20 protein-coding genes, 1 pseudogene and 1 other annotated feature are annotated in these 26283 nt (G+C 57.5%); of the genes and pseudogenes, 6 read left to right on the top strand and 15 right to left on the bottom strand.

The window, feature by feature from the left end:
* The first annotated feature begins 2 nt into the window (after positions 1-2).
* From AEYBE204_RS30460 to AEYBE204_RS30440, 4 genes are all read left to right on the top strand, one after another.
* Positions 3-437 (top strand): hypothetical protein, encoded by a 435-nt coding sequence (locus AEYBE204_RS30460; protein ID WP_023462313.1) that lies wholly within the window; start codon positions 3-5, stop codon positions 435-437.
* Positions 434-754, top strand: coding sequence for a transcriptional regulator (locus AEYBE204_RS30455; protein ID WP_023462312.1), 321 nt, complete (start codon positions 434-436; stop codon positions 752-754). Before AEYBE204_RS30460 ends, AEYBE204_RS30455 begins: the two co-directional genes overlap by 4 nt.
* Before the next feature lie 282 nt (positions 755-1036).
* Positions 1037-1094 (top strand) — a sequence feature (sul1 is cis-regulatory element that is thought to sense ions involved in sulfur or methionine metabolism; They are found in Alphaproteobacteria).
* A 19-nt stretch (positions 1095-1113) separates the two neighbouring features.
* Complete coding sequence (locus tag AEYBE204_RS30450; RefSeq protein ID WP_023462311.1) at positions 1114-2589, top strand: SulP family inorganic anion transporter; 1476 nt, start codon at positions 1114-1116, stop codon at positions 2587-2589.
* 531 nt (positions 2590-3120) lie between these two features.
* Positions 3121-3531: a hypothetical protein gene (locus AEYBE204_RS30440; protein ID WP_023462309.1), complete on the top strand. Its 411-nt coding sequence runs from the start codon at positions 3121-3123 to the stop codon at positions 3529-3531.
* A gap of 526 nt (positions 3532-4057) precedes the next feature.
* Here AEYBE204_RS30440 and AEYBE204_RS30435 read toward each other — a convergent pair.
* Both AEYBE204_RS30435 and AEYBE204_RS30430 read right to left on the bottom strand, forming a co-directional pair.
* Complete coding sequence (locus AEYBE204_RS30435; protein WP_023462308.1) at positions 4058-4837, bottom strand: SDR family oxidoreductase; 780 nt, start codon at positions 4835-4837, stop codon at positions 4058-4060.
* The gene (locus tag AEYBE204_RS30430) at positions 4834-5163 is read right to left on the bottom strand and encodes a nuclear transport factor 2 family protein (protein WP_023462307.1); all 330 of its coding nucleotides are present in this window, start codon (positions 5161-5163) and stop codon (positions 4834-4836) included. Before AEYBE204_RS30430 ends, AEYBE204_RS30435 begins: the two co-directional genes overlap by 4 nt.
* Positions 5164-5320: 157 nt before the next feature.
* Here AEYBE204_RS30430 and AEYBE204_RS30425 point away from each other — a divergent pair, with 157 nt between their 5' ends.
* Positions 5321-6217 carry a LysR family transcriptional regulator gene (locus tag AEYBE204_RS30425; protein WP_023462306.1) on the top strand — a complete coding sequence of 299 codons (897 nt, stop codon included), beginning with the start codon at positions 5321-5323 and terminating at the stop codon, positions 6215-6217.
* A gap of 146 nt (positions 6218-6363) precedes the next feature.
* Here the strand turns inward: AEYBE204_RS30425 and AEYBE204_RS30420 are convergent, their stop codons facing one another.
* The 5 genes from AEYBE204_RS30420 to AEYBE204_RS30405 form a co-directional block, all read right to left on the bottom strand.
* Positions 6364-6825: a type II toxin-antitoxin system VapC family toxin gene (locus AEYBE204_RS30420; protein ID WP_235068161.1), complete on the bottom strand. Its 462-nt coding sequence runs from the start codon at positions 6823-6825 to the stop codon at positions 6364-6366.
* Complete coding sequence (locus AEYBE204_RS39970) at positions 6794-7036, bottom strand: hypothetical protein (RefSeq protein WP_023462304.1); 243 nt, start codon at positions 7034-7036, stop codon at positions 6794-6796. Before AEYBE204_RS39970 ends, AEYBE204_RS30420 begins: the two co-directional genes overlap by 32 nt.
* Positions 7037-7321: 285 nt before the next feature.
* Entirely contained in the window at positions 7322-7735 is a 414-nt protein-coding gene (locus AEYBE204_RS30415; protein ID WP_023462303.1) for a hypothetical protein, read from the bottom strand.
* Between the two features lie 309 nt (positions 7736-8044).
* Positions 8045-8707: a putative 2OG-Fe(II) oxygenase gene (locus tag AEYBE204_RS30410; protein ID WP_023462302.1), complete on the bottom strand. Its 663-nt coding sequence runs from the start codon at positions 8705-8707 to the stop codon at positions 8045-8047.
* Positions 8708-8716: 9 nt separating this feature from the next.
* Entirely contained in the window at positions 8717-11098 is a 2382-nt protein-coding gene (locus AEYBE204_RS30405) for a heparinase II/III-family protein (protein WP_023462301.1), read from the bottom strand.
* Between the two features lie 209 nt (positions 11099-11307).
* Here AEYBE204_RS30405 and AEYBE204_RS30400 point away from each other — a divergent pair, with 209 nt between their 5' ends.
* The gene (locus AEYBE204_RS30400; RefSeq protein ID WP_155908358.1) at positions 11308-12735 is read left to right on the top strand and encodes a hypothetical protein; all 1428 of its coding nucleotides are present in this window, start codon (positions 11308-11310) and stop codon (positions 12733-12735) included.
* A 299-nt stretch (positions 12736-13034) separates the two neighbouring features.
* Here the strand turns inward: AEYBE204_RS30400 and AEYBE204_RS30395 are convergent, their stop codons facing one another.
* From AEYBE204_RS30395 to AEYBE204_RS30370, 8 genes and pseudogenes are all read right to left on the bottom strand, one after another.
* Positions 13035-15905, bottom strand: coding sequence for a TonB-dependent receptor plug domain-containing protein (locus AEYBE204_RS30395; protein WP_081724650.1), 2871 nt, complete (start codon positions 15903-15905; stop codon positions 13035-13037).
* A 481-nt stretch (positions 15906-16386) separates the two neighbouring features.
* A complete protein-coding gene (pgi, locus tag AEYBE204_RS0120285; RefSeq protein ID WP_031230625.1) occupies positions 16387-18027 on the bottom strand; it encodes a glucose-6-phosphate isomerase in 1641 nt (546 codons plus the stop codon).
* Between the two features lie 63 nt (positions 18028-18090).
* Positions 18091-19206 (bottom strand): annotated as a pseudogene (locus tag AEYBE204_RS0120280) (AGE family epimerase/isomerase); the annotation flags it as partial.
* A gap of 19 nt (positions 19207-19225) precedes the next feature.
* The gene (locus AEYBE204_RS30390; RefSeq protein ID WP_235068160.1) at positions 19226-20065 is read right to left on the bottom strand and encodes an alpha/beta hydrolase; all 840 of its coding nucleotides are present in this window, start codon (positions 20063-20065) and stop codon (positions 19226-19228) included.
* A gap of 282 nt (positions 20066-20347) precedes the next feature.
* On the bottom strand, positions 20348-21409 hold the full coding sequence (locus AEYBE204_RS30385) for a LacI family DNA-binding transcriptional regulator (RefSeq protein WP_031230554.1): 1062 nt from the start codon (positions 21407-21409) through the stop codon (positions 20348-20350).
* Between the two features lie 66 nt (positions 21410-21475).
* A complete protein-coding gene (locus AEYBE204_RS30380) occupies positions 21476-23236 on the bottom strand; it encodes a glycoside hydrolase 43 family protein (RefSeq protein WP_031230553.1) in 1761 nt (586 codons plus the stop codon).
* Positions 23237-23249: 13 nt separating this feature from the next.
* A complete protein-coding gene (locus AEYBE204_RS30375) occupies positions 23250-25208 on the bottom strand; it encodes a glycoside hydrolase family 97 protein (protein WP_023462293.1) in 1959 nt (652 codons plus the stop codon).
* A complete protein-coding gene (locus AEYBE204_RS30370) occupies positions 25205-26278 on the bottom strand; it encodes a glycoside hydrolase family 43 protein (RefSeq protein ID WP_023462292.1) in 1074 nt (357 codons plus the stop codon). Before AEYBE204_RS30370 ends, AEYBE204_RS30375 begins: the two co-directional genes overlap by 4 nt.
* Between the last annotated feature and the right edge of the window lie 5 nt (positions 26279-26283).

The following is a 26283-nucleotide window of genomic DNA, read 5'->3' as shown; positions in this document are numbered from 1 at the left end:
AAATGACTGACCCCATTACGCGTAAATCAGCACAACAGGCTCTGGCAGAAATCGCACGCGCCCAGGCAATCGGGCGCCGCCGGGGAGTCTGGCCGCGGTGGACCAAATACCTAGAAGCGTTACTGATTGGGTTCGCCCTGTCGGCGATGACTCACTCGATGGTTTGGATCAGCCTGGCCGCAGCCGTTGCAGCCGTTTTCCTCCGCTTCTGGTCCGTTCGGCACTACGGTGCTTTGCCGCGCTGGCACTGGACGAACACCCTGACAATCGTCGTCGTCGCGGCGAGCGCATTTTTCGTTGCGCTTCTCCGCTCCAATGCTTTACTGGGTTGGTTCCCGGTCGCCCTTGGCATCGCCGTAAGTTTGTCATTGATTGTCTTGTTTGAACTGCAGCGTAACGCCGCCCTTGCCAAGCGCGATCAAGGCGCTGAGTCATGAATGTTCCCCACTTTGACACTATAATCCACGCGCCTCAGCGGTTGCAGATCTGCGCAATTCTGTCCCAGCTGATGCAGGTAGAATTCCAGGTGGTGCGGGACGAGTTGGCCGTGAGCGACAGCGTCTTGTCCAAGCACATAAGTCAGTTAGTCGAGGCGGGTTACGTCGATCAACTCAAGATCAAAAGGGACGGGCGTCAGCGAGCGATGCTGTCGCTTTCAAAAAAGGGCAAGCTCGCCTTCACCGCCCATATCGAAAGTCTGCAGGCCCTGGCCAAATTAAGTGACAACAGTCATTCTTCTAATGAGGATGACTAGGTCACTCACGGCCATAGCCATCGATACTTATGTTAGCCTCAACCGGCCACCAAGCGCCCAATGCGGTCATTCGGCAAATGCCGAAAGATCCATTACCGGACGTTAGGGCAGTATCTAAACAAGTCCAGTAAACGGACGCTTCCTGTGCGAAGTCGGATCGGTCAGCCGCCCGCGACGTCGCGGACATTGATTACGTCAACGATAGCTTTCGTCAGAAGCATCTTATCGGAAGGCCGGCCAGTACTTGCTAGTCGCCCCCGCCTATGGCAGAGAAGGCCTTAAAATGGACCTGGTCTGAGCTGCCGGGTGGCTATTCCGGGCGCCGATCCCTCGGACAACGTTTCACCGTCTCAATTCCCATGTCATTACTCGCCTCGCTGAAACGCGAATGGCTGCCGCAACCGCGTCAGGATCTCCTGTCGGGTACGGTGGTCGCGCTGGCCCTCATCCCCGAAGCCATCGCCTTTTCCATTATTGCCGGCGTCGATCCGGCTGTCGGCCTCTACGCCTCCTTCGTCATCGCCGTGACCATCGCCTTTACCGGCGGCCGCCCGGCGATGATCTCCGCCGCCACCGGGGCCATGTCGCTGCTGATGGTGACGCTGGTGAAGGATCACGGGCTGGAATATCTGTTTGCCGCCTCGATACTCACCGGCCTGATCCAGATCGTCATCGGCCTGTTGAAACTGGGCAGTTTGATCCGTTTTGTCTCGAAGTCGGTCATGACCGGTTTCGTCAATTCTCTGGCCATACTAATCTTCATAGCGCAACTGCCGGAGATCATCGGCATGGGCTGGCTGACCTATGCCCTGATCGCCGGGGCGCTCGGTATCATCTATCTGTTCCCGTATTTAACAAGGGCCGTGCCCTCGCCATTGGTGGCCATACTGGTCATCAGCGCCATCGTCATCGGCCTGAAGCTAGATGTCCGCACCGTCGGCGATATGGGCGTCCTGCCGACGGCCCTGCCCGACTTCCACCTGCCACAGGTACCGCTCAACTGGGAAACCCTGACCATTATCGGCCCGGTGGCGCTAACGCTGGCTTTTGTGGGGCTGCTGGAGTCGCTCCTGACCTCGAACATCGTCGATGACATGACCGACACGGCGTCGGACAAGGACCGTGAAGCGCGCGGTCAGGGCATAGCCAACATCCTCTCGCCCCTGTTTGGCGGCATGGCCGGTTGCGCCATGATCGGCCAGAGCGTAATTAACGTCAAATCCGGCGGCCGCAGCCGCCTGTCGACCCTGTGGGCAGGGCTGTTCCTACTGTTCCTCATTCTGGTGCTGCAAGACTGGGTGCGGCAAATCCCGATGGCGGCACTGGTCGCCGTCATGATCATGGTCAGCGTCGGCACCTTCGACTGGGGCGCGGTGATGCGCCTGCGCTCGACGCCGGTTCAGTCGAGCGTGGTGATGATTGCGACGACCGTCACCGTCGTCCTGACGCACGACTTGTCCAAAGGCGTGCTGCTGGGAGTGGTCTTGAGCGCCCTGTTCTTCGCGCTGAAGGTCTCGAAGCTAGTGGCGGTCGAGCGCTCCGGCGATGACGATCATCCGCGCTACGTCGTAAAGGGCCAGTTGTTCTTCGTGTCTTCGGACCTGTTTATGGCGGGTTTCGAGTTCCATGGCCACCCGAAGACGGTCGAGATCGACCTGAACCATGCACGCGTCTGGGATCTGACGGCGGTGGCTAATATCGACAAGGCCGTCTTCCGCTATCGCCGGTCAGGCGCGGAAGTGACCGTCATCGGTCTGTCGGAAGCATGCAGCACGCTGGTCGAAAAGGTCGGGCAGTTCGACAAGACCCATTTGCCTGGAGCAGTCGGTCATTAGGCTGAGGGGTGCCCAAAGGAGGCATGGCTGCGCCTGCGTCGAACGACGCCCGGAAGGACATTTGCAACTATGAAATTTTCAGGAGAGCCTTTCAGAAAATTTGAGCGCGCCGCAATAAGATCTGAGCGCGTTCAATTCCTTTGTTCGGGTCAAGGCGTTCGAGGATCGCCGGTAGATCATATGCAGGGCAGGAGCTATAGATCACGATACCCACGTCTGTGTGTAAAGAGGAGTTCAATGCATCCGTCGTATGCCGGTGGCCAAGGTAACGCATATCCCCTTAGCCAACCTCGGCTTTACGATTTGTGGAAGACTTATGGGGCACCGTCGGATGAAGTCTTTGCCCGTTTGCTGGCCGAGGAGGGCGAAGCTACAACCGAACGCCTGCGCGGCACCGAACGCGCCGATCCGGACTAGGTCACCTATCCGCGCTTCAAGATTCATGACGACGCCAATTTTGTAATGATAGAAGGCTTGGCCGCAACGAGCAATCGGTGTCTAATCACCGATATTCCATTCTGAGGGGCGTCTATGAAAACGATTTGGGCAATCTTCACCGCCCTATGTGCATTTATGGCACCGGTTGCGGCAAGGGCCCAGTCGGGTACGGAATTTTACGGCAGGATATGGTTCTTCAATTACACGGATAAGCCGGCGCACCTAACCTTCGCCGACGGACGCGCGGCAATCGACGTTCCAGCGAGGCTTGTCGTTTATATTCCGGTCAATCCGGGCGGTTTCGATTTCACGGTGGAGTTGGAATCTTTCCGACCTCTGAAAGAAAGCCATTATTTCGAAAAAAGTTCTAGCTTTGCCGAGGTGGATGGAAAGCAATGGGTCTGTATGATGCTTAGCGTCCCTAACGGCGAATACTATCATCCGGATCTCGTACGTATGCTGTCGCCGGAATGTGGAGAATTGATCGAATCCGGTAAACGTTAGGCAGTACGCACGATCTTGGCGTTCGGAGGCCGAGTCGATCAGGTACGGAAGAGTCTCAATTTTCACAGAAACTGACCAGGCTAAAAGGTATAAACCTATAGCTCCTGTTGGGGTCATGTCACAGGTTTCGCTTTCGGTGATTTGGCGGATTCGGTACTTGCGGTAAGGTGAAACGTGTCATTGCCGGTCTCGAAGTAAGACTGACTACCGTACTTTGACGTGACGTGCGCAATGCAGGCCCGCGACGGAGGCGTATAGAGAGCTTTGCCATCGTAAACCTCAACCGAGGTAGGCGCTGCTTTCGAGCAACTCCCACCTTTTTGGGCATATATGCCCGGCTTAAGACCGAACACGCCTCCCGGCGGCATGGTGGTGTCAACCGCGGCCCATGCCGGCGCAGATAGACATAGGGCGAATAAACTGATCTTCCATTTCATCGTGAATCCTCTCTGTTGCCAAGATCAGCGTAGGCCGTGTTGCACGCCCTCACCATAAGGCGATGCAACACTTCTCATAAGGAATAGGATCAGACCGTTGGGATGGTTCCACCGTCGATAATGTGCTCGGTTCCCGTAATCGACGTTGCCCGATCAGAGGCCAGGAAGGCGATCAGATCGGCGACCTCTTCCGGGGCGGCCGGTCGTCCCAGCGGTATGCCGCCGAGCGAATTCATGATGACCTGAACGGCTTCATCATAGCTAATACCCGCTTGCTCAGCTATGCGCAGGGCCAGACCGTTGGCACCCGGATCAGCGATCCAGCCAGGAGACACCCTCACGACCCGCACGCCCTTCGGTGACACTTCTTTGGAGAGGCTTTTACTGTAGGTGTTCAGCGCCGCCTTGGCCGAAGCATAGCCGGTCGTCGCCTCGGGTAGCGGGAGGCGGTTCTGGATCGAGGTGACGTGGATAACAACGCCGCTGCCCTGAGCGATCATGCCGGGAATAAGCGCGCGATCCAGCCTGATCGCCGGGAAAAAGTTGAGATTGAACTCCTTCTCCCACTCCGCGTCGGTGAGCGCGGCAAAGCCGCCCGAAGGCGCCGACGAACCGCCCAGCACGTTGACGAGAATATCGATTCCGCCAAGCTCGCGGTATACCGCTTCGACGACCGTTTGGACCCCTGCCCCTGTCGTCAGGTCGGCTTCGACGAATGCTGCGCCGGAGACATCGGCCGGCTTGGTACGAGCGGTAGTGAGCACACGCGCGCCAAGCGCATTGAACAACGCCACGGTAGCGGCACCGGCCCCCGACGTGCCGCCGGTGATCAGGGCACGACGCCCCTGCAGGGTGAGGAAGGGCGTCATACGGTGATCTCCAGCTCAGAGACCTTGTCGTCCGCGAGGACAAAAAGGTATCGCAAATCGATCGGGCTGCCGGGGAAGGTTCCGGTGACGTGCGCCGTGACCTGAACCTTGCCGTTTTCAGTCGTGATGTGAAAAGGCTCGACGCTGTAGGTGTATTGTTGGCCTTCCTCGGCCATCCACTTACGAATAGCGTCGCGCCCTTTGTGGGTCTGTCCTTTATCCTTCACACTTCCGTTTTCCGTGAACGTGGCGGCGACGGCTTCCGCGCCGCCATCTCGGTCGGCGTCGAAGTAGGCTTCGATCGCCTTGGGCAGTTTGACACTCATTTTGGTCCTCCGATCATACATTCAGCTTTCACCGGCAGCCTTCACCGGCTGCGGGCCTCACCCCCCCTGCAGGAGGTCGACAGCCAGCAGTCTACGCGGCCGTTATTGACTTGATAATCGGGGTAAATCAGGATGTCTCTTTTCGAAAAGAGGGATAATGACGCGATCTGTTCTTGCCGAGTTAGACGCGGTTCTTTGCATCGCTCGCCGAGGCTCCTTTACGGCGGCGGCGCTGGAGCTGGGCATGTCGACGACATCGCTGAGCAACGCGGTCGCAAAGCTTGAGCGGCGGCTGGGTATACGCCTGTTCAACCGCACGACACGAAGCGTTTCGATTACCGATGCCGGTAAGGCCTTTGTGGAACGGGTTGCGCCGGCGATGACCGACATTCACGATGCCATGCTTGCGGCGCAATCGCTTCAGGCGATACCGAGCGGCACATTACGCATCAACGCCTTTGCCTCGGCAGCCAGAGAAGTGATGGAACCGCTCATCTTTTCATTCATGCAGCGCTACCCTCAGGTGCATGTCGATCTGGTGACGGAAGGGAAACTGGTCGACATTGTAGCCGATGGCTTTGACCTGGGGTTGAGGCCGGTCGATTTGGTGCCCAGCGACATGATTGCCTTGTCACTCGGCCTTCACCGTAGCAACGCAGTGGTCGCATCACCGGCGTTTTTGCGCACGCACGGTAAACCCATGGTGCCTGCCGACCTGTATCGGTTTCGCTGCATCCGTGCCCGCCTCCCCAATCATGCCCTGTTGCGATGGCGATTTGAGAAGGACGGCAACGCTGTCCAGATCGATGTACAAGGCTCGATCACACTCGACGAACCGAGTCTTGTCCGGTTGGCGGCACAAAATGGACTGGGGCTCGGATACATCATGGAGGCGGACGTGCGCGAGGACATCGCCGCCGGCCGACTGGCGCGCGTCCTTGAAGACTGGACGCCCCCACTGGCCCCTTTGGCGCTATATTACCCCGGAAGAAAGCACCCTCCTGCGGCCTTCAGCGCGTTCATTAAGGCAGCGCGTGAATTTGCGAATGGGTAATGGTGACATCGCGCCCATTGCGGCCATGCAACGACGGTGCAGTTATCAACTCACAGCCGACATTTGAACATTGAATAAAGTTGACGAACATTTACAGGCCCACCTAGCAAAGAGGTAAGGAAGCTCAATACCTACTGCCAAAACGATCAATTGGCGGCCCACGGATCGATCAACGCTAAAGGTAACGCCTCGAAGTCCTTGATATTGCGCGTCGCGAGAGAGGCTCCAGACGCCACAGCGATCCCCGCAATCATCATATCCGATGGGCTGGAGGGGTGTCCTACCGCTTCACGCAAAGCTCGAAACTTCCCGGCCTTGAATCCAGCCGCATCGTCCAGTGGTAACACACCGAGGGCATCCAACAACTTTATGAAGGCAGCCTGCAAATCAGCCTTGCGCTTGCCATCAGGCAACCGCTCCAACCCATGAGTGATTTCCGCGACAGTTATAGCCGTTGTCGTGAGCCGCACGTCGTCCGATCGCCCCAGCCAGTCTCGGACATGCTCATGCGGCTCCGGTTTCATCAACTCTGATACAACATTGGTGTCGAGAACGATCAATTGAAACGGCAGTATATTAAGCGCTAAAGTCAGGCGCCGAACGGTCATGCTGTCGGGCAGGCAGATCGAGGTCTACGCCATTGTTGGCACTGAACAAATTCTTCGACAGAGAAAGCAGGCCGGCACCTGTGATCCCGCCAACCGCCTGCTTCAGTATTTGTCGAACTTCCTCTTCCATAGAGTGACCGTGCGTTGCTGCGCGAACGCGAAGGCGTTCTTTCAACGTGTCATCGATATTGCGGACGGTAATGCTCGCCATTTCGGTCTCCTTGCATCTACCATACCACAATGCCCTCATTGAAATCAATGAAATCATCGGCAGCCACGCGCCCAAAGGAGACATGCCGCGCGGAAATGAGCAGTTTCACTCGAAGCGGACTTTTTCTTAAGATGTAGAAAATTGACCGAAATCATTCAGGTAAAGGCAGCCAACCACACCGTCCAACCTCGTTCAACCTGACCCCTATTTCTTCATGTCCTGATGCATCAGTCGCGCAAACCCGATCCGAAAAGGTCGGGACTAGAAGTCTTCCACCTCGAAATCCTACAAGGCCTGGTGCTGGCCGCCACAGCGCGCACGCATGGAACCGCCGAACAGGCCGTTGACACGACGGCCCTTGCCGCCGCCGACGCTCCCATCATGCATAAGGTAAATCTCGCCGCTGGCCGCATCCTTGGCGAAGAAACCGGCGACCTGAGCGGAACTAGAATTCGTTGGGGTATTCACCTCTACGGTGATCATCTGCGCTTGGCGTTTCGGGTCGTAAACTCCAAAAGCATTCCATCGGCGCGGTACCGCTGCGGCCTCCAAGTTCGTGAAGGCCGCCCACAATTCTCCGGCCCCATTCGAATAGACTGTCTCGTCCACATTGCCGCTGGGAAACCCTCGCTGTCGCGCAATTTCTAGCGACTTAGCAAAAAATATGTCTATCTGTTCTGCGCCAGGGGCTTCGGGCATTGGCTGTTCCGTGAAGGAGCGCAACGCCTCCTCTCAGGCGTGCATCGCTTTAGGCTGCTACCAATCGGTAGAATTTGCAATCAACCGTGCTACAAAACATGTGAAAAACTTCGAGAAATCGAAATTCATCAAACCCTGTCGCGCCTGATATTTGTAAAGCTCGATAGGCAAGCCATCGAGCCCCGCGAAGAAGGTGAGCCGGCCATCCGAATAAGGATCGTTGCGGATAGGCTCACCGTGACTAGGTCCGCTTTTTGCGATCAACGCGATATCGCCAATGTCGCCTTAGGGCCAAATGCGGTAGTCGGCCTAGAGGACGGCCAAATTGACACTCATGCTGCGCCGAATGCCGGCCCCACGGAATGGGTAGACGCAGTGAAGCATCCATGACGGCCAGAGATAGAAGTCTCTGACCACAGGCTTCACCATGAAAAGGTTCTTGGCACCGACGGCGGTGCGGCTGTCAATGAATTGCAGGCACCCCACACTGTTCTGCCGATGTTTTTCAGCCTGGAACTCAGCCTCGTAGTCATCAGGCACCTTGAGGAACAGAACACAGCTATAGACGCAGCCCTGATGGTAATGGACGGGGTTGAAGTCGCCAGCGACCATGTCATTGGCCCAGCCTTCCTTGATCTGGATTTCCAGCTTCTTGTCTTTCAGCTCTTCCGTGTCGTCGTAGCCGCTGTAATTTAGAAGCACATTCTCGCACCGGTACGTATAGGTACGCGCGACGTCATAAAGAAAATCGGTCAGGTCCGGCATGGCACGGATGATGTCGGTCATCCGCACTTCGGCAGACAAATTGCCGGCCAGATGTTGCCCCCATTCCCGGCTTTGCCGTTCGCTTTTTTCTGCAACGATCCGGTCGATACGCTGGTTCAGTGCGGTCACCACGGACAAAGGTGCTTCGGCCTTCATGATGATCGGGCTAAACGGAGCGACGACCTGCATTTTGTAATCGGGCGTCATAGGAAACTCCTATTGTGGGGCGCAACAGCGCAGCCGGACGAAGCGACTATTCCCCGCCACTGGCACAGCCGCACCATTGACCTCGATCGTTTTGCCAACCCTGGGCAACCACAGCCCCAGTTCGGCGTCCGTTTGCCCCTGGACCCAGAATTTAGGTTCAGCCTTATAGTCGGCGATCAGAAAGCGCTTCGACAAGCTGTCGAGCAGAAGGCTATCACCTTTGCGCAGGTAACTGCCATCGGCAACGAAGAGGCGCTCGATTGCGTCAGGCGATGGCGTTGCACCGACCTTATAGGTGATCGCGACCATGTAGGCATCGGTCTCCCATCCCATCAGCGTTGCCGTGGCATTGCGATGCTTGATACTGCCGTCGGCCTTCAGGTTGATATAGACCTCGGTGACGCGATCGCCCCGTTGAATGCGAGCGCCGATCATATCCATCCCTGTTAAGCGCTCGATCTTCGGCGCCGGCCCTTCACTCTGAGGGATAATGGCAGTGAGGATTTTCTGGCGCTCGGATTTCTCCGCCGGTTCGAAGGCGTAGTATGTAGTGCGCGTGTCGGGTGCGTGATCCGCATAGCCCTGTAACTCGCGCAGCCGCATATTCTCCGGATAGTCCGTCGGCAAGCCCGCATCCGGGAATGGCGCAGGGAATAGCGGACGAACCTGTACACTGGCGTCCCCGTTCTTCACGACGAGATTTTGCCCCTGCCGTTTGGTCTCGCCCTCCGTATGCAGTTGGAAGGCAAATTGACCGGGTTCGCGCGCCTTGAGGTCGTCATAGACCAGTATGACGTCATCGACCCACAGAAAGTGACGGAAATTCCGCGCGAAATAGGCTGAGGTCGGGCCCGTTGCATCGGCAAAGACGTACTTTATGCCAGCGCCGTCTAACAGGTTCGGGATGGAACCGCTGTTGTGAGATCCGATATAGGTGTCTTCGGCGGGCTCGGCTTTGCCATTGAATGTCGCGACATTGTGCGCGGCAGTCTGGCGGTAATAGTCATCGTATTCCTTGCGGCCATAGGATGAATTTCCCGAATCGATCAGGAGCGGCTTGCCCTTATGGAACAAAATAAAGGAACCGGCATCGGCATGAGAGTGGTTCCAGGTAAAGCCCGATCGGACGGCCAGAAAGGTCGCATTATCGTCCCATGAACTGCGCAGTGTCGCCCAGCCTATGCCGCGATACCAGGCGCTTAAGGGCAAGTTCGGGCGCTGCCCCTTCCCGCCTTTTTCAGACGGCAAAGGGATGTTGACGAGATACCGCGGCTGATAACGTATATCTTCGCTTTTCTCCGCACCGGCCGAGGCCGTCATATACCAGAGATAATCTTCGCGCGGCCGCCCGCTGAGCCAGAGATTGGCCGCAGCCCGCGAATAGTTTTTATCGATATTGCCGTCGCCGAAATTGACGTGCAGCAACTTGCCATTGGCCGGATAGGCATTGTGGAGCAGGAAATCGACCGACGTCTCCAGCAACGGCGCATCGGCCGGCTTTTCGTTGAACATCTCCTGCCAGGCCAGACGAAATTCGAGATAGGTGCCGACAGCCAGCTCCGCGTAATTGACGCTTTCCAGATTGCCGCCGTCCTGGTCGAAGGTTGGAATCTTCGTCTCGATACGGCTGCCCTTATAGTCCCACCATTCGGTGCCTGCCGTTTCCAGACGCGTTAAATAGGGCATGGCTCGCGCATCGTCACGCGAAATCGCGACCAGACCCACACCCGTGCCGAACACGATATGTGCCCACCAGTTATGCCCCATGGTGTCAAGCGTATGAATACGTCTGCGACCATCGATCCAGTCGTTGAATACCGGCGTGGCGAGCTTCTCCAGATAGCCCGACGTCAGGACCCTGCGTTCGGCAGGCGTCAAGGTGTCACGAATGGAGTCATAGATCAGACCGAACATTTCGCCCGAAAACCCCATACCCAGATCGGAGTTCCACACGGGGTCGCGTTGCAGGAGCGGCGCATCGGTCACCAGATTGGCCTGAGCGCAAAACGCCTTCAGTATATCGTGCAGTTTTGCGGCGTACCGACCATCGCCGGTCATCCGATAGGCCAGGACGATCGACTCCAAACCATCAGGCAAACGACGGCCATCCTTGACGATTTCCCTGATCGGCGCGGCGATCTGACGATCCGCGTCTGCCTTGACACGTTGCCATTGCTGCGCGACCTCGGGATTAGCCGCGATCCGGGCCTTGAAGGATCGCAAGGCCTCATCCGAAAAGGCCAGATGCACACCGCCGGATCGAACCGTCAATTTACGGTCGATGATCTGAACAGCCACGGGCTCTGCCTGAACGCCGGACGTAAATGGAACAAGTCCCAGCATCAGAGCAGCGAAGGGCCATGCCACCGCGTAGCGTTTCGATTTCAACATGCGTTTCGTCCTGTCGTTTTTCTCTTGACTTGAGGATGAGACCTAACCCCTCCCCGCGCAATCTCAATCCTATTCTGATATCGATACCATTTAGTATTACGCTTAACAATTAGCATATTGTGGCAATTTTCTCGCGTCCGAAGACCCGCAACTTTGTTATCGATAACTTTTATGATAACTTGCGCCAAACACTTTAGGGAGGACTTTTTATGTTACCGTTTTTGAAAGTAATAAGCCTGGCCTTGAGCTTGGTGGCGCTCATAGCCTCTGCCCCGGCACCCGCGCTGGCACAAAACATGGTCGATCACCTCTTGAATGTGAAGGGACGGAACGAAGCCCCAAAAATTCTGACCGACAATCAATATCCTTGTGATCTGGCCGATGCGTTGCAGGGCCCAAAGCCCATGACGGAAATCGACGGGAAGAAGCAGAGCCTGCAAATTTATGAGATCGCCTGCCAGAACAAAAGGGGTGCCATCCTCCGGGTCAATAGTCAGGGGAAAATCGTCGATGCCATCGATTGTTATCAGGCCGACTTCGAACGCAAAGCCAACAAGGCCGCACCCGGATGCCAATTGCCTCTGAATAAACATGCCCACAAGTGGCTGGATGTTTGGATCAAGCCGCTCTTTCCCACATGTGACGTGCACGGCGTCTCCTATATCGGTCGCGCGCCCAGCAAGGTCGATATCGTCTATGAGGTGGCATGTAAGGGTGGCCTGAGTGGCGGCTCGGGATTCTACACCTTGCCACCGCCCGGTACGACGTCCGAGCAGACCAAACCCCTGGCCTACCAAAGCTGTCTGCGCGCCGCCTCGGGTTCGGTGAAATGCACCCGCACCGATGAAAAGGGCACGATCAACAACTTCAAACTGCTGGCGGACAAAGGATCAAAGGGCTGCGTGCCCAGCAACGCCCGCTTCATGGGCGGATCGAAGGACAAACTCTATTATGAAATTCTGTGCGCGAGTAACGTGAACTTCGTCCTCGTCACCGACGACTTCGATCAGTTTGGCTCGGCGATAAATTGCAAGGACGCCGAACCCTATGGTGCAAAATGCCAGTACGGAGGCATAGCGGCCGCCAATTTGTCTACCGTCACTGACAAGGCCACAAATAATACCGCAAAAGCGCGCCTTGCCACGACAAATGCGGCGCTCCAAAAGGCTGGCAAAATCTGCACGGCTCTCGAGGTTCGCGTCATAGGGAACGATGCACCGACCGGCCGGGATCTGGTCGAGATCAAATGTCAGGAAAATCCATATGGTCTGGTAGGCTATCTCCCGACAGCAGCCAGCACCTCAAAAGCAGATTTGACCGATTGCTTCACGGCGTTCCTCAGAAAACTCGAATGCCGGTTCTTCCCCGTCACCTTGCAAAAGAAGCGCGTTGAAGATCTGGTCGCGGAAAGCACTGCCTTTAAGGCCGACTGCGTCGTGAGCGAAATCCGCTATGTCGGTGCCACAGCGGACCAAGACCTCACGGTCGAAATCGCCTGCGAAAATAAGCGTGGATATATGGCGGTCATAACGCCCGATCGCCGCCAGATTGCTAAGGCATTGCCCTGCCGTCTGGCGGCGAACCGCCCCGACTGGGAAAAGTGCGCCATCGTCGGAAACGGGTCTTACACGGGCTAGGCGAACGTCCGACCCAGATGAGCCCGGCCGTTTAGCCGGGCTTATTCAGTATCAAGGCCGGAGTATCTGAGATGGGGCTCCGGCCTTTTATCGTTTCCGCCCCTACGGCCCACAAGCTCTGGGCAGCCAGACCTGATTCCAGCCATATCTTGGGCACCACACCAATTCCCAACTCTGCTGGCGTAACAGGCATCGGGGCCCTGTCTTGTGCCTTCAGATTTAGCGTATTGGACCGGTCGAACGAAAAGAGGGCGGCTACGTTTCCGTAGCCGCCCTCTCTGCCGTCAAGCGCCTGATAGTCAGAACTTGTACTGCACGGTCAACCAGGCCGAACGCGGCGCATTGCGTTTCAGCAGGAAGCCCGATTCCGGCAACTGCTCTACGACGTCATAAAGTTGCACGCCGTTCGTCAGCCCCGTTGTGATCATGGTGTCGTAGGCGGAAATATACTGGGTATCCAGCACATTGCGGACATCGAGCATGATCCGCGTGCCCTTAAGGCCATCATACTGGATCGACAGATCGAGATTGTCCTGGGTCGGCAACCAGCGAGTATCGAGCGCATTGGCGTTGAGCTTACGCTCATCCATCCAGCGATGGCGCAGGTTGAAGCGGAAATCGTCCCACTTGTACGACAGCGTGTTGCTGACCGTCCACTTCGGGGATCGAGGTAGAATACCGGAGTCGACGCGTACCGCGTCATCGTCGGCACCCAAACTATTGCCGGTGATATTCAGCCAGGTGTACGCTTCGCTAGTCCGTCCGTTCAAATAGGTTACAGAAGCATCCCAGGACAAGTTGCGAGTAATTTTCCACTTGAACCAAGATTCAACGCCGCGGGTGAAATAGGTGTTGAAATTGACGGGTAGCAGGTAGGTGCTGACATTGTCCTTGTCGACAGCCGTCGGATAGTCGTTGATCGCGAAGTTCTGATAGAACAGCGTCACCTGACCGTTGAAGTCACGATCCCCGAAGGTGTAGGCCAGTTCGTGGCCTTTCACGTAACCCGTTGGCCCCAGAGGACGTACCAGGGTGGCAACCGTGGAATAGCGGTTGATGATACCGGCTGCCGGCTGACGCCCGTCGGTATAACGGTAATAGACCTTGTTCTTCGGGTCAATATTGTAACCCACCGAGACGCTGTAATTGCGGTTCTCGACCCCCTTTTCGGCGTTGATGACCTTTGTGGGATTCAGGACGTTATAGACGTTGTCGTAGACCGTCAGAGGATTGCCATCGAGACCGCCGTTGGTCAGCGACGCCGCGCCGGCGTTACGCTGATCGTAGGTCTCGGAATAGGTCTTGGCGGTATAGTGCTGATACTTGAAGCTGGCGTTGAAGTCCCACTTCTCGTTCGGGGACCAGCTCAGGCCGATAAAGGGCGACACTTCAACGATACGGGCCTTTTGGAAGACCGTGGTGAACAGGCCTGTCCCGTAGTTGCCCCACCCGCCAGCGTCAGTAAGTTGATAGGTCGTGCCGGTATTGGTGACGTATCGGACGTTCAGATTTTCCACCTGCCCGTCGGCCCAGGCCGAGACCCCCGTGCCATTGGCCCAGTTGTCGTTATATTGTTCCGATTTGGAAATGTAGAGACCCGTGCTGACACTGAAGGTATCGGCCGTGTAGGTGGCCGTGAAGTTCCCCATGATGTCATCCGAACCGCGCTCGTTGTCTTCGGCCCGGGTGAGCAGAACGAGGTCCTGCGTCAGGGATTCCGTCGGGTAGTTTGAGGAGCGGCCCGTACCGTCGCTGGCGAAAACCGTTCCACCACGCACGTCGATATTGCGGTTTGGCAGGGTGTTCATAACGAGACAATAACCCGGCGTCGTCGCGTTGGTTACTCTTGGGCACGCGGCATTGGTGCGGTAGTTGGTGCCCAGTTGCGAGCCGGCCACGTTGTTGGCTACCCGCGCGCGAAGGGTGCCCGTATTGTCGTAATATTCGTAATAGCCCGGTGTCCGGTTCAGCAGGTTGATGTTCAGTCCGTAACGCTCGGCCGTCGCCGTGGCGGAGCCCAACGATGCGAGGCTCTGGGGCTTGTAGGACTGGCCATCATAACGCGTGAAGTTGAATCGCAACGCGCCCTGATAGCTCCAGGCACCGGCGGTCTTGTGGTCCCATTTCATCCATACCGCGTCCTGCTGGTAACGATAGCCTTCCGAAGGGTTGAGAGAATGCGTGCCCGAGTCACGGAAGTTGGGAACGGTCTGCTTGCTGCCGTTCATGAACAGGTTGACGTCACGGGGAAAGCCGTCGATCGGCTCAGGATCCTGATAGCCGTAGGTCGGTTGCTGGAAGGTCGTCAGCTCGGCGTTCGTGTCGTCAAGATGCTTGAACACCACATTGAACGAGCCGCTGCCGGTGTCGGTTTCATATTTTTTATACAGGTTGAGCTTGACCTGGCCACCATGGTTCAGGTCCCAGCCCGGATTCACCTGCCCATTGGAGCGGCGATAGAAGGCACTCAGGCTATAGCCGAAGTCTCCGGCCTTATTCATCCAGCCATAATACCCGTCGACTTCTTTCCAGGAGAGGTGCAGGTCTTCCCCCTCAAAACCGATGCGGGTCTTGATCTCGGCGCCGGGACGAATTTTGCCCGTAATGTAGTTGAACGTGGCACCGACCGAGGTCGTTACCGCCGTCGCGGAAGAACCGCCACGAACCGACTCGACACGGCTGACGGAGCTGTCGGCTCGGAAGAAATAGCCGTCCTGGAAACCGCTGAACTTGAAGGGCACCACGGGAAGGCCGTCTTCCAGAATCGTCGTCCAGAAATAGCCCGAGGTATTTGCACCCGTGCCGATGGTCATGCCGCGCGTGAAGACTTCATTACGCGCCACGCCGTCGTTCGACTCGACCACGACACCCGGGATGTCGCGCAACATGTCATCCGCACTGATCGGCGTAAATTTCGACATGTCGTCTTCCGTCAGAACGGAATAGGAAACGTTCGCTTTTTTGGCTTTGGTATTGGCCATGACGCCGGTCACGATGACCGTCTCAATGTCACCTGCAGGCGCGTCGGCCGGCTTGTCGGCGGGTGCCTCGGCTTTTGGCTCAGCGGTCTGCGCCGACGCGATGCCCGTGATCCCCATGGCCGTCGCCAAAGCAATCATCGAAACGTGCATAGCCATACGCTGCCCCTGACGGGCATTTTTCTTCATCATCGCTTCCTCCCGTCGGACTTTATTGCCCGACACCTTATTGAGCAACTTGACCGCCACGCTTCATAGATGACGCCGACGCCAAGAATCTACATCCCAAGCTTTGGTGCTCAGGTGTTCTGATATCGATATCAGAATTGAATCAAATCTGTCAACACGCCGCCCCTAAAACCTGTATATCCTTCATTCGCGTTTCTAATTTGCCACACACCTCATCACGCGGCATTAAAGTCTGTCATTTCAGCCCTCCTCACCACCACATCTATGATTGCATAGCAACCTTTGTGGGCTCGTAATTCCCTGCGTATATTGACATATTTTGAATTTCAGACCGCTATTCTACCCGTTGAAATGCGTTCTCAACCCACCCAACCATTTGCCGCCTCATTCCACCAACGCATTTCACCGTAAGGACGGGCTTGAGGTGCAAACACGTTAGATATCGATATCATTCACAGATGGACGTAGGGCTGAGACGCTCCGATTAACAGGTGCAGGGTCCGTGACCCTGCTGCTTCACCTTTTCGACGGCCGCCGTGGTGGACGGATCGTGCGCGGCGATGGCGGGGCCCGTGATGTCTTTCAGCACACTGGTGGCCAGGGTCTTGCCCAGTTCCACGCCCCACTGATCGAAGCTGTTGAGACCCATGACGATGCCCTCGGCGAAGGTCTTGTGCTCATACAATGCCAGCAGCGCGCCCAGCGTTTCCGGCGTCAGGGCATCGAGGAGGACGAGGGTCGACGGCTTGTTGCCGGGGCAGACCTTCTGCGGCGCGATGATGGCGGTCTTTTCGTCATCGAAGCCTAAGCTCCGGCATTCGGCTTCCGAGGTTTCCAGCGACTTGCCGACCATGAAGGCCTCGCCCTGCGCGATGACGTTCGACAGCAGTTTTTGTTGCATGTCGAGTGGCGCCTCAGGGTTCGATTTCACCGCGATCAGCTCCAGCGGCACGATGTCTTCCGACTGGTGCAGCATCTGGAAGAAGGCGTGCTGGGCGTTGGTGCCTTCGTCGCCGAAAACGATCGGACAGGTCTTCGTCGGCAGATGGTTGCCATAGCCGTCGGTGCGCTTGCCGTTCGATTCCATCTCAAGCTGTTGCAGGAAGGCGGCGAGGCGGCGCAGGCGGTGGGCGTATGGAATGACCGCGCGCGCCGGACGGTCGAGCGCGATGCGGTTGAAGACCTGCGCAGCGGCCAGCAGCAGCGGAGCGTTCTGTGCCGCGGGCGCGGTCAGGAAGTGCTGATCCATCCCATGCGCGCCCGACAGGAGGCGTTCATAGACCTCGTACCCGCCGGCGATGATGACCGACAGCGACACCGCCGACCACAGCGAATAACGGCCGCCGACCCAGTCCTTGAAACCGAAGACGCGGTCTTCTGGGATGCCGTAGGCGGAGGTCTTGGAGGGCGCGGCAGAAACGGCGGCGAGGTGTTTGGCAGCCGCCGCCTCACCGAGGCCCTTGATGATCCAGTCGCGCGCGCCGAGGAAGTTGGCCAGGGTTTCCTGCGTCGTGAAGGTCTTCGACACGGCGATGACCAGCGTTTCTGCCGGGTCGAGATCGGCGGTGGCGATGGCCAGTTCCGAACCGTCGACATTGGCGACGAAGCGGATGTCGATCTGCGGCTTGAGCGGCGCCAGCGCCTGCCAGACGAGACGTGGGCCGAGGTCCGAACCGCCGATGCCGATGTGCAGGATCGTCCTGAACGGCTTGCCGGTCGCGCCGGTGATCTCGCCCGCACGGATGGCGTTGGCGTAAGATCTCATGGCGTCGCGGGCGGTTTTGACGTCAGACGCGATTTCCGCCCCACGCAGGCGGGCGTTCTCGCTGTCGGAGTCGCGCAGCGCCACGTGCAGCACGGCGCGATCTTCGGAGACGTTGATCGCCTGACCGGTCCACATCTTCTCGCGCGCAGCGTTCAGGCCGGCGGTTTCGAACAGACCGAGCGCGGCTTCGAACCCTTCCTGCGACCATGACTGCTTCGACACGTCGACATAGAGACCGGCTATAGACAGGGACTGCTGCCCCAGACGGTCGGCTTCGTATTCGAACTTGGCCACGATGGGCGTCTTGGCATCGACGTTTGCGATGGATTTAAGATCCGAGATGGCTTTTAAAAGCGACATATCACATTCATTTGGTAACTGGAGCGATACGCTGAGCATTTCATCTATGCCGCAGATGATATGATAGAGGCTCGACGCCGGGGCCGGCTCCACGACGAACGAGCCGTCGGGGTTCATCTTGTCGAGATAAAGCCCTGTGATGTCGGTCGACAGATAAAGCTCAAGCCCTTCGGCGGCCTTGATCAGGGTCTCGACATAGCCCGCCTTTTCTTCCGGCGTGGCGGCGATGGATTGCAGGGCCACATAGGCCTTCATGCGCTCGGTCTGGGCCCACAGGCGCGCCTTCTTGTCCTTCGGCGAAAAGTCGTCCCACAGTTCGAACACCGTGACGTTGCGATCGTGATCGGTGCCGAAGTCCTCGGCGATTTCGACCAGACGCTTGGCCGGCGCGATGAATTTATCGTCGCCCGAAATCTGCGCCCAGCGGACCAGCAGCCACGCCCATTCGAACTGATGGCCTGGCTCGATGATGCGGCCCATCTCACCTTCGAGCGGGTTCCAGTCGCCGTCGAAATATTCGCGCAAAGACCCGTTTTCCGGGTGCAGGAATTTGTCGAGACACAGGGCAGCGATCTCGGCGGCGATGTCTTTCCAGACGCTGTCGCCGCCGGCCTCGATCCACGCCAGTGAGGCCTCGAACATGTGCATATGCGGGTTTGTCTTCAGCGGCAGGGTGCGCGGATTGGCTTCCTCAAACCCGCGCACGGGGTGCTTGTAGGTCGTCAGCAGCGTGTCGCGGATCTTGAGCGCCTTGTCTTCCAGCGACTTGTCGTCCGGGCGTACCTTAAACGCCGAAGCATACCCTAGCAGTGCAAAGGCGTGGTCGTAGAAGTCGAACTCGCCCTTCACCACGTCGCCGTTCGGCGCCAACACGGCATAGACCAGACCGCCCGGCGCGGCGGCCGGTCCCGACAGCCAGTCAAGCCCCGCGTCGATGACCGAATCCGTGTCGCCCTGATAGCCCATGTTCTGCGCCAGCGCGTAGGCATAGACCTGACGCGCCGCGACGCGGGTGCGGCGGTTGACGTCGGCCGGTGTACCGTCGAGGTTCAGCGTTTCGTACACACCGCCCTTTTGCTTATCGAGACCGGCATCGCACCAGATCGGCAGGGCACTGTCGAACAGCCATTGGCGAAGCTGAGCTTGCTTCGAACGAAGCGAGGTGTCCAAAACTGACATCCTAAATCCTGAAATAAATCTAAGCGTTGATAATGCGATCGAACCAGCGCGTCGCTAATTCCGGCCACTGATCGTGCGTTCCATCAAGATCGCGCAAAGCGAAGCCGTGGGGAGCTTGCGGGAAGAGATGAAATTCGACATCGCCGCCCACCGAGTGGATGGCCTTCACGAAGTTCAGGGCGTGGTCGATGGGAACAGGCTGGTCGTGCAAAGCATAGACGAGAAATGCCGGCACCTTCGGTACCCCGTGGCCCTCGCCAGCGATCCCGATAGGCCAGGCGTCATAGAAATCTTGTTTCTGAACAGGCGGATAGTCAGGCTTACCCGCCGGCGCCTTATATTTCCGGTGATTGGCGTTGATAGGTGCATAACCCATCAAAAGACCGGCAGGCCTTATCGAATGATTTTGGCACGCCATAACGCCGGCCAGATGACCGCCGGACGACAGACCGAAATGGAAAAGCGGCAATGAAGGCAGGGCGCTTAGATAGTCAAGGCAGGTAAGACCATCCTGCAAGGCGATATCATGGGGATGGATATTCCCCGAGCGCGCATCAGTGGTGCCCGGAAGACGATGCGTGATCACATAGGCGTCAATACCAAGACCCGCCAGCCATTGGGCAACCTCGATGCCCTCCTTGTCATGGACAAGGTCCAGATAACCGCCGCCGGGATATACCAAAGCACGCGCCCTCGCCTCACCACAGGCTTTATAAATGTGCAGTTCAAGGCGATTTACGGCGTGAAATCTGCGGTCAGGCCAGTGCCCTTCAAGTACGTTTGGCGCGCCCTCACTCAGTTCAATAAGCTCGTCAGGCGTCGGCGGCGCGCCCACTGGCGTCAGCGTGGTGATTGTCACTATGCTCTTCCCTTGCGTCACAGCCGGCACCCTTAAGTGGGCGCTTCAAATCAATGACGGCACAATATCTGATATCGATATCATGATCAAGCCTCAAGGCATTACAGATGAGGGCGCCGCATAACACGGACCCCACCCAAGCCTTAATCAAGGCATTGATTAACAGAAAAGAATCTCAGATTATCAATGCCATCTATTTATGTTATCGATATCAGGAATATATGACATGCCTCTATCGACATTTGATACCGCGCACACGTCACGAACTATTAGCGATTGGCCTTAGTCACGATGCGGCGCCGGTCCCGTCGATTCCCGGTCCATCAGGGTGAACTTCATCAACTGACGCTTAGGCTTACCCATCTGACCTGACGTTCGCGCCTCTTTGATTTTCTCGACGATCGTCGCGATGGCGCTTTTCCCCATAGCGACGATCGGCTGATGGACGGTCGTCAGTTGCGGCCAGATGGTCGAGGCAACCGGCGTATCATCGAAGCCGCAAATGCTGAGCTGCTCCGGAATATGGATACCCATACCATGCGCCACCGCCATGACCCCCGCCGCCATGTCATCGTTCGAGGCGAAAATCGCGGTCGGACGGTCCTCGCGATCCAGTAATTTTCGCCCGGCTTCCAGGCCGGACTTGTAGGTAAACATACCCTGAACCACCAGGTCATCCAGCAACGGCAGATCAGCTTCATCGAGCCCCTGCAAAAACCCTTCATACCGTACTTCGGTGGGGGTGTGCGAAGGATCGCCTTTGATGAAGCCAATGCGTTTGTGGCCAAGCTTGGTCAGGTGCCGGGTCAGGGCAAGCGCCCCCTCAAAATCGTCGATGCGCACCGCCGAGACCATCGGCAGCGGTCGCGCCGTCGCCAGCGCCAGAACCGGAATCCCCTCGCGCGTCAGCATCTGAACCGTCGGCGCTGAATCGCACAACGGAGGCGGCAGAATGACGCCATCGACGCCAGCTTCAACCAGACGGCTCACTGCGGTCTTCTGCGATTGAAGCCCCCCACATTTTTCCAGAAGCACCTGCGTCCCGAGTTTGGAGGCCTGCTCAAGACCGCCGAGCATAATTTCATTCAGATAGGAAGCCGAGGGGTGCGAATACAGTATCCCGATCCGAATTCCGGAATCGCCCGAGCGCGTGGACCGCGCGGCGATATTGGGTATGTAGTTCAGCGCCTTGATCGATTCCAGCACCTTGGTACGCAACTTCTCACGAACGGGCACATTCTTATTGATCACGCGGGACACCGTCATTGACGAAACGCCAGCGTGTTTTGCTACCTCATGTATCGTCACGGACGAAGTGTTATCGCTCTCGCGTCGTTGTTTCATAGTATTGCCTACGCGATTCAGCCATTTGCAGAATTAGAACAGGTATTTGCACCAGTGGCAACCCGATCATTGCCCGATTTCAAAGGCGTCAAATTCGGCATAGCCCACCCGTGTCGCGGCAAAAGCCGGTGTCCCCGATGCCGCCTGAGCAAATACGCCGATCTGCGTGCCTACCCACCTACCAGGCTGCGTCATAAAGCCTGTTCCGACGGGTGTGAAGCTCACACCATCCAGGCTGTAACTGAACGTCACCCGGGCATGGGTCGAGCGTAGCATCGATGGCCAGTAATTCGGAAAATTCGGCGCAGGATCAGCGACGGTCATCGGGGCAAATTGCGCCCGCACCCATACCGGGCCCGTCACCTTAACCGGTACCGTAAGCACCGTTTCAGCGCCACCGATATTGGCGCGCGGCCGGGTAACCTGAACCAGCCTGATGCCATCGCTCGTGCTCTCAAGCCCGATCCAGCCGTAATCATAACCCAGCACCAATAGCCCTGCCCGCTCGCCCGCCAGATTGGGCGTCAGGCTGAGCTGTGTCGTAGCACTGAACCTCATGCCCGGCAGCTTTTGCGTCAGCAGGTTGCCCGCTTCCCACAAATTGACCGAAGAAGACACCGATTTGAGTCGCAGCTTACCCGCTACCGACCGATCCACCCAGTCTTCCGCAGGATTGGCACTCCATTGCCAGCCCTGATGATAGCCATGGGTAAAGTCGTCCTCGACCACTGGCGCGCTGACCGGCTGAGGCGTCACCCCCGGTTTTTTATGCCGCCATACGGGCTGACCAAAGGTCTGACCCTTTTGACGTTCACCGATAATCGGCCAGCCATCCTTACCCCACGACATCGGTTGCAACATGACACGGCGACCATATGAATCCGTATCCTGAAAGTGGAGGAACCAGTCCTCGCCCGGCTTTCCGTTTTGGGTCGGCGTGTCCACCCAGGCCCCCTGATGCGGTCCGTTGATGTCAGTCGCCCCTTGGTCGATCACACTACGCCCTTCATAGGGACCATAGATCGACTTCGATCGGAATACGCCCTGCCATCCACCTTTGACGGAACCGGCCGGGGCAAAGATGTAGTACCAGCCATCACGTTTATAGAGCTTTGGGCCTTCCGTCGTGAACCACGGCATCAGCCCCTGAGAGGTTTTAACCTTGGGAAGATTGTCGGCTTCGATGACCCGTACGCCCTGATCGACCGTTTTCGTTCCGTCGTCCGTCAGTTTCTTAACAAGGATGACGTTGCTAAAACCCGCACGTGACCCAGCAAAGGCCAGCGCCAGATACCCCTGACCATCCTCATCCCAGAACGGCGCCGGATCGATGGCGCCTTTTGTGTTATCGACCATCACTGGCCTGGTCCACGGCCCTTTGGGATCAGTGGCCGTGACGAGGAATATCCCGAAATCCGGATCGGGATAGTAGATCATGAACTTGCCATCGTGATGGCGGATGGCAGGCGCCCATACACCACCCCCGCGTCGCGACACCGCGTGATGCGCGTCCGGAACATTGCGTTCAAGCGCATGACCGATGAGCGTCCAGTTCACCAGATCTTTTGAATGCAGGATCGGCAAGCCCGGCACGTTGGTGAAACTGGACGCCGTCAGATAATAGTCATCGCCCACCCGCACGACATCCGGATCAGAATAATCCCCCTGAAGCACCGGGTTGATATAGGTGCCGTCGCCCTGATCCGGGGTCCAGATACCCGCCGACATCTGCGTATCCGGCTTGACCAGGGGCGGTTCGGCCGCGGCGGCAACCCATGGTGCCAGTAATCCAACTGTCAAAGCGACGATATAGGGTTTCATAGACATTTAAAAAACCTGCTTACGCCTTAGTGAAGCGAATGGCCTGGCCGCCTGCCGCGTTTAATTGCAGCTTAAGCCGTGATGCCGGGGTGACAGCTACTTTTTCGATCTTGACCGGCGTCTTGTTCGCCGGACGGCTGAGATTGCCATCCATATAGCGCGTGGCTGTCCAGTTTCCCTGCCCAAGGAACGACAGGTCCAGTTCCAGCCGACGCTCCATTTCGTTGGTGATCGCGCCCAGATACCAGTCGCTGCCCTTACGCCGGGCAATAATCACATATTCGCCCAACTCCCCGGCAATAGCCTTCGTGTCATCCCAGGTTGTCGGGCAATCATCGAACCACTTCAACTCGGGCCACGGCTTATCGGCATATTTCTCCGGCTTGTCGTACCAGTAGACGACGGTCAGCGGGCTATAGCAGGTCACGGCCAGAGCAAGCTGATGCGCATTGGTCGTCTGGTTACGCTCCTGTGCGTAGCAGATGGTGTAGTCGATGGGTCCGGCGATGGGGCGCGTATAGGCGAGATTGACGTGGTGGCGCGCCGCCGGAAACTGTTCATTGCCCTTGACGCCTTCCAGCGTCAGGTAGTTAGGCAGGGTTCGCTCCAGACCGGCCGGACGCAGGTTGTCGTGCAGATTGACAACCATGCCATGCTCACCAAAAGCCTTGACGACCTTGTAAATGAAGTCGACGTCGGACTGACGCCCCTCCCACATGAAGCCCAGCTTGACGCCCGCCACGCCCCATTTTTGATAGAGCTTGCACATGTCATCAAGCGCGCGGGTCACCGCCACGCGGTCAATATAGAGAAGAACACCGATGTTTCTCGTTTTGGCGTAATCGATGACGCGCTGAAGATCGAGGACCTTGATCGGCACCGTTGGCTCGGACGCATCCGTCCCGTCGCCGTACCAGTGCGCGTCGAACAGGACATATCTGATCCGGTGTTGTTCGGCGAAGTCGACCGCCTTAAGCGAGGCGTCGGTTCCGTAAGGCTTCATAATGCGGAAGGCCGTGCCGGGCTTCACCCAAGAAACGTCGCCAAGCTGGTTCGGCGTTGCCAGCGTAGGCACGATAGGGTGACGCTCGATAAGCCCTTTGGCGCTATCAGCGACCAGCAGAACACGCCATGGCGTTTTCTGACCGGCATCAATCGTGAACTCGGCTTCTTCAGGTGTTTCGTCCTCGCCGCCCCATCCGGTGGCGCGCCCGGGATAGCGCATAAGGTAGGTGACAAGCCCCCCCTTGTCGTGAGAGCGCACGGTCCCCCGCGGATAGTGCAGACGATCGGACTCGGCGAGAAAAGCGTAGGTTCCATTCCCTACATCAACCGTCACCGGAAAGTCGGCAAAGGGCACCTTGTCCGACGAGATCGTCAGATCGGGGTGTTCCAGCGGCGCGACCTTGTCCTGAGACGAGACGTGAATGTCACCTTCATCACGGCTGGTATAAAGCCTTGCCGTGTCGGGAAAGCGATATTGCGTGCGCTCTCCCATCAGCTTCAGCGTCTTGGTTTTCGGCGCACTTACAAACACATAGCGCAAGGCCGCGGCACCGTTGAACACCCGCAGGATGATGTCGAAGCGTATGCCGGATTTTACATCTTCGAAATGCGCCGTCAGTTCCTGAGACGCCTCATCGTAGTTCGACGACTGTCCGAACACCGGCGTCCATGACCCGGTATAGACCTTCGTCGTTGCGCCAAGACCTTTTGCGCCCTCCCCCAGCAGACGCCCCTCGGCAAGCCACAGGCCGACAGACGACGGCAGCTGCACCACCTTACCGTCATAGGTAGCGCTCCACTTAGGGATCGCACCTGACGCATCCAGCGTCACCTTCAGGCGCTTATCCGGCGAAACGATCACGTAGACGGCGGCGGCCTTCGATTTTGCGGTAGCGGACAGAGCCGTAGAGGCGCTGGCCGTAGCGGCTCCCGCCGCGGTCAAGGCAACAATATCGCGTCGGCTCGGTGTCATTTCAGTCCCTCCAGATCTTTCAGTGTCCACTGATCGCGCCAGCGGATCACCGGTTTTTCATTTTCCCATTCAATCGGCAGCCAAAAATAGCGCCCGTCGATGGCGTCCTTCGGTCGCCAGATGTCGCCCATGAAGATGAAACGGCCCCTATACGGCAGTACGAAGGTCGACTGCCCGCCGAAGGTGACGGCCGCTTGCTCGGGCGTGCCGCGCACAGGGTTGCCCAAGGCTTTCCAGGGACCAAAAATGTGATCGGCAACATAAGACTTGGCCGGATTGGGTGCCCAGCCCGTCAGCCCGGATGTGAGGAGATAATACCTGCCATTGCGCTTGAAGATCGCCGGGGCTTCGTCATCGCCCATCGGCATCATTCGGGCGTATTTTCCCGCCGGGCGCAGATAGTCTTCGCTCAGTTGCGAGATATGCATCGTGTGGTTTTCTTCGGACGCATAGAGATGGTAGGCCTTACCGTCGTCATCGACGAACAGCGTCATATCGCGCGCCATCTGCCCGGTCTCAAAATCGCGGGCGACCACGGTTTTGGCCGGATCTTTGTCGGCCTCGGACAAGTTGACGGGCCACACGCCCGCATTGGGCCTGAACGAACCCTGATAGACGTAGGGTCCGGTGACCTTATCGGCCACAGCGACACCGGCCCGGGCAGATTTATAGCCCAGACCCTTCAGTTCGAGATGGAACCACATCACGAACTTCCTGGTCTTTTTGTTATAGATGACCTTTGGCCGCTCAATCACCGAACCTTTGACAATATCACTCATCGGATCATCAACGACCGAAAGGGCGATACCTTCATCTTTCCAGTTTGTCAGATGGCGCGAACTGTAGACATGCACCCCGATATGCGCCCGATTGCCGGCATCCCCGCCGATCTTGTGTTCGCCGAACCAGTAATAGACGCCGTCATGCAACAACACGCCGCCGCCATGCGCATTGATATGAACACCCTTGTCGTCCGGCCAGATCGCCCCCGGCCGGATCGCTGTTTCAGCGGCCACGGCGACGGTTATTGGCGCCACTATTAGCGCGAGCGAAACCCAGAAAGCTTTCATGTCGA

The sequence above is a fragment of the Asticcacaulis sp. YBE204 genome, from assembly GCF_000495855.1.
In the GTDB taxonomy this organism is placed as follows: domain Bacteria; phylum Pseudomonadota; class Alphaproteobacteria; order Caulobacterales; family Caulobacteraceae; genus Asticcacaulis.
Note: the sequence above shows the minus strand (reverse complement) of the source record. Positions and strands in the feature narration are given on the sequence as shown.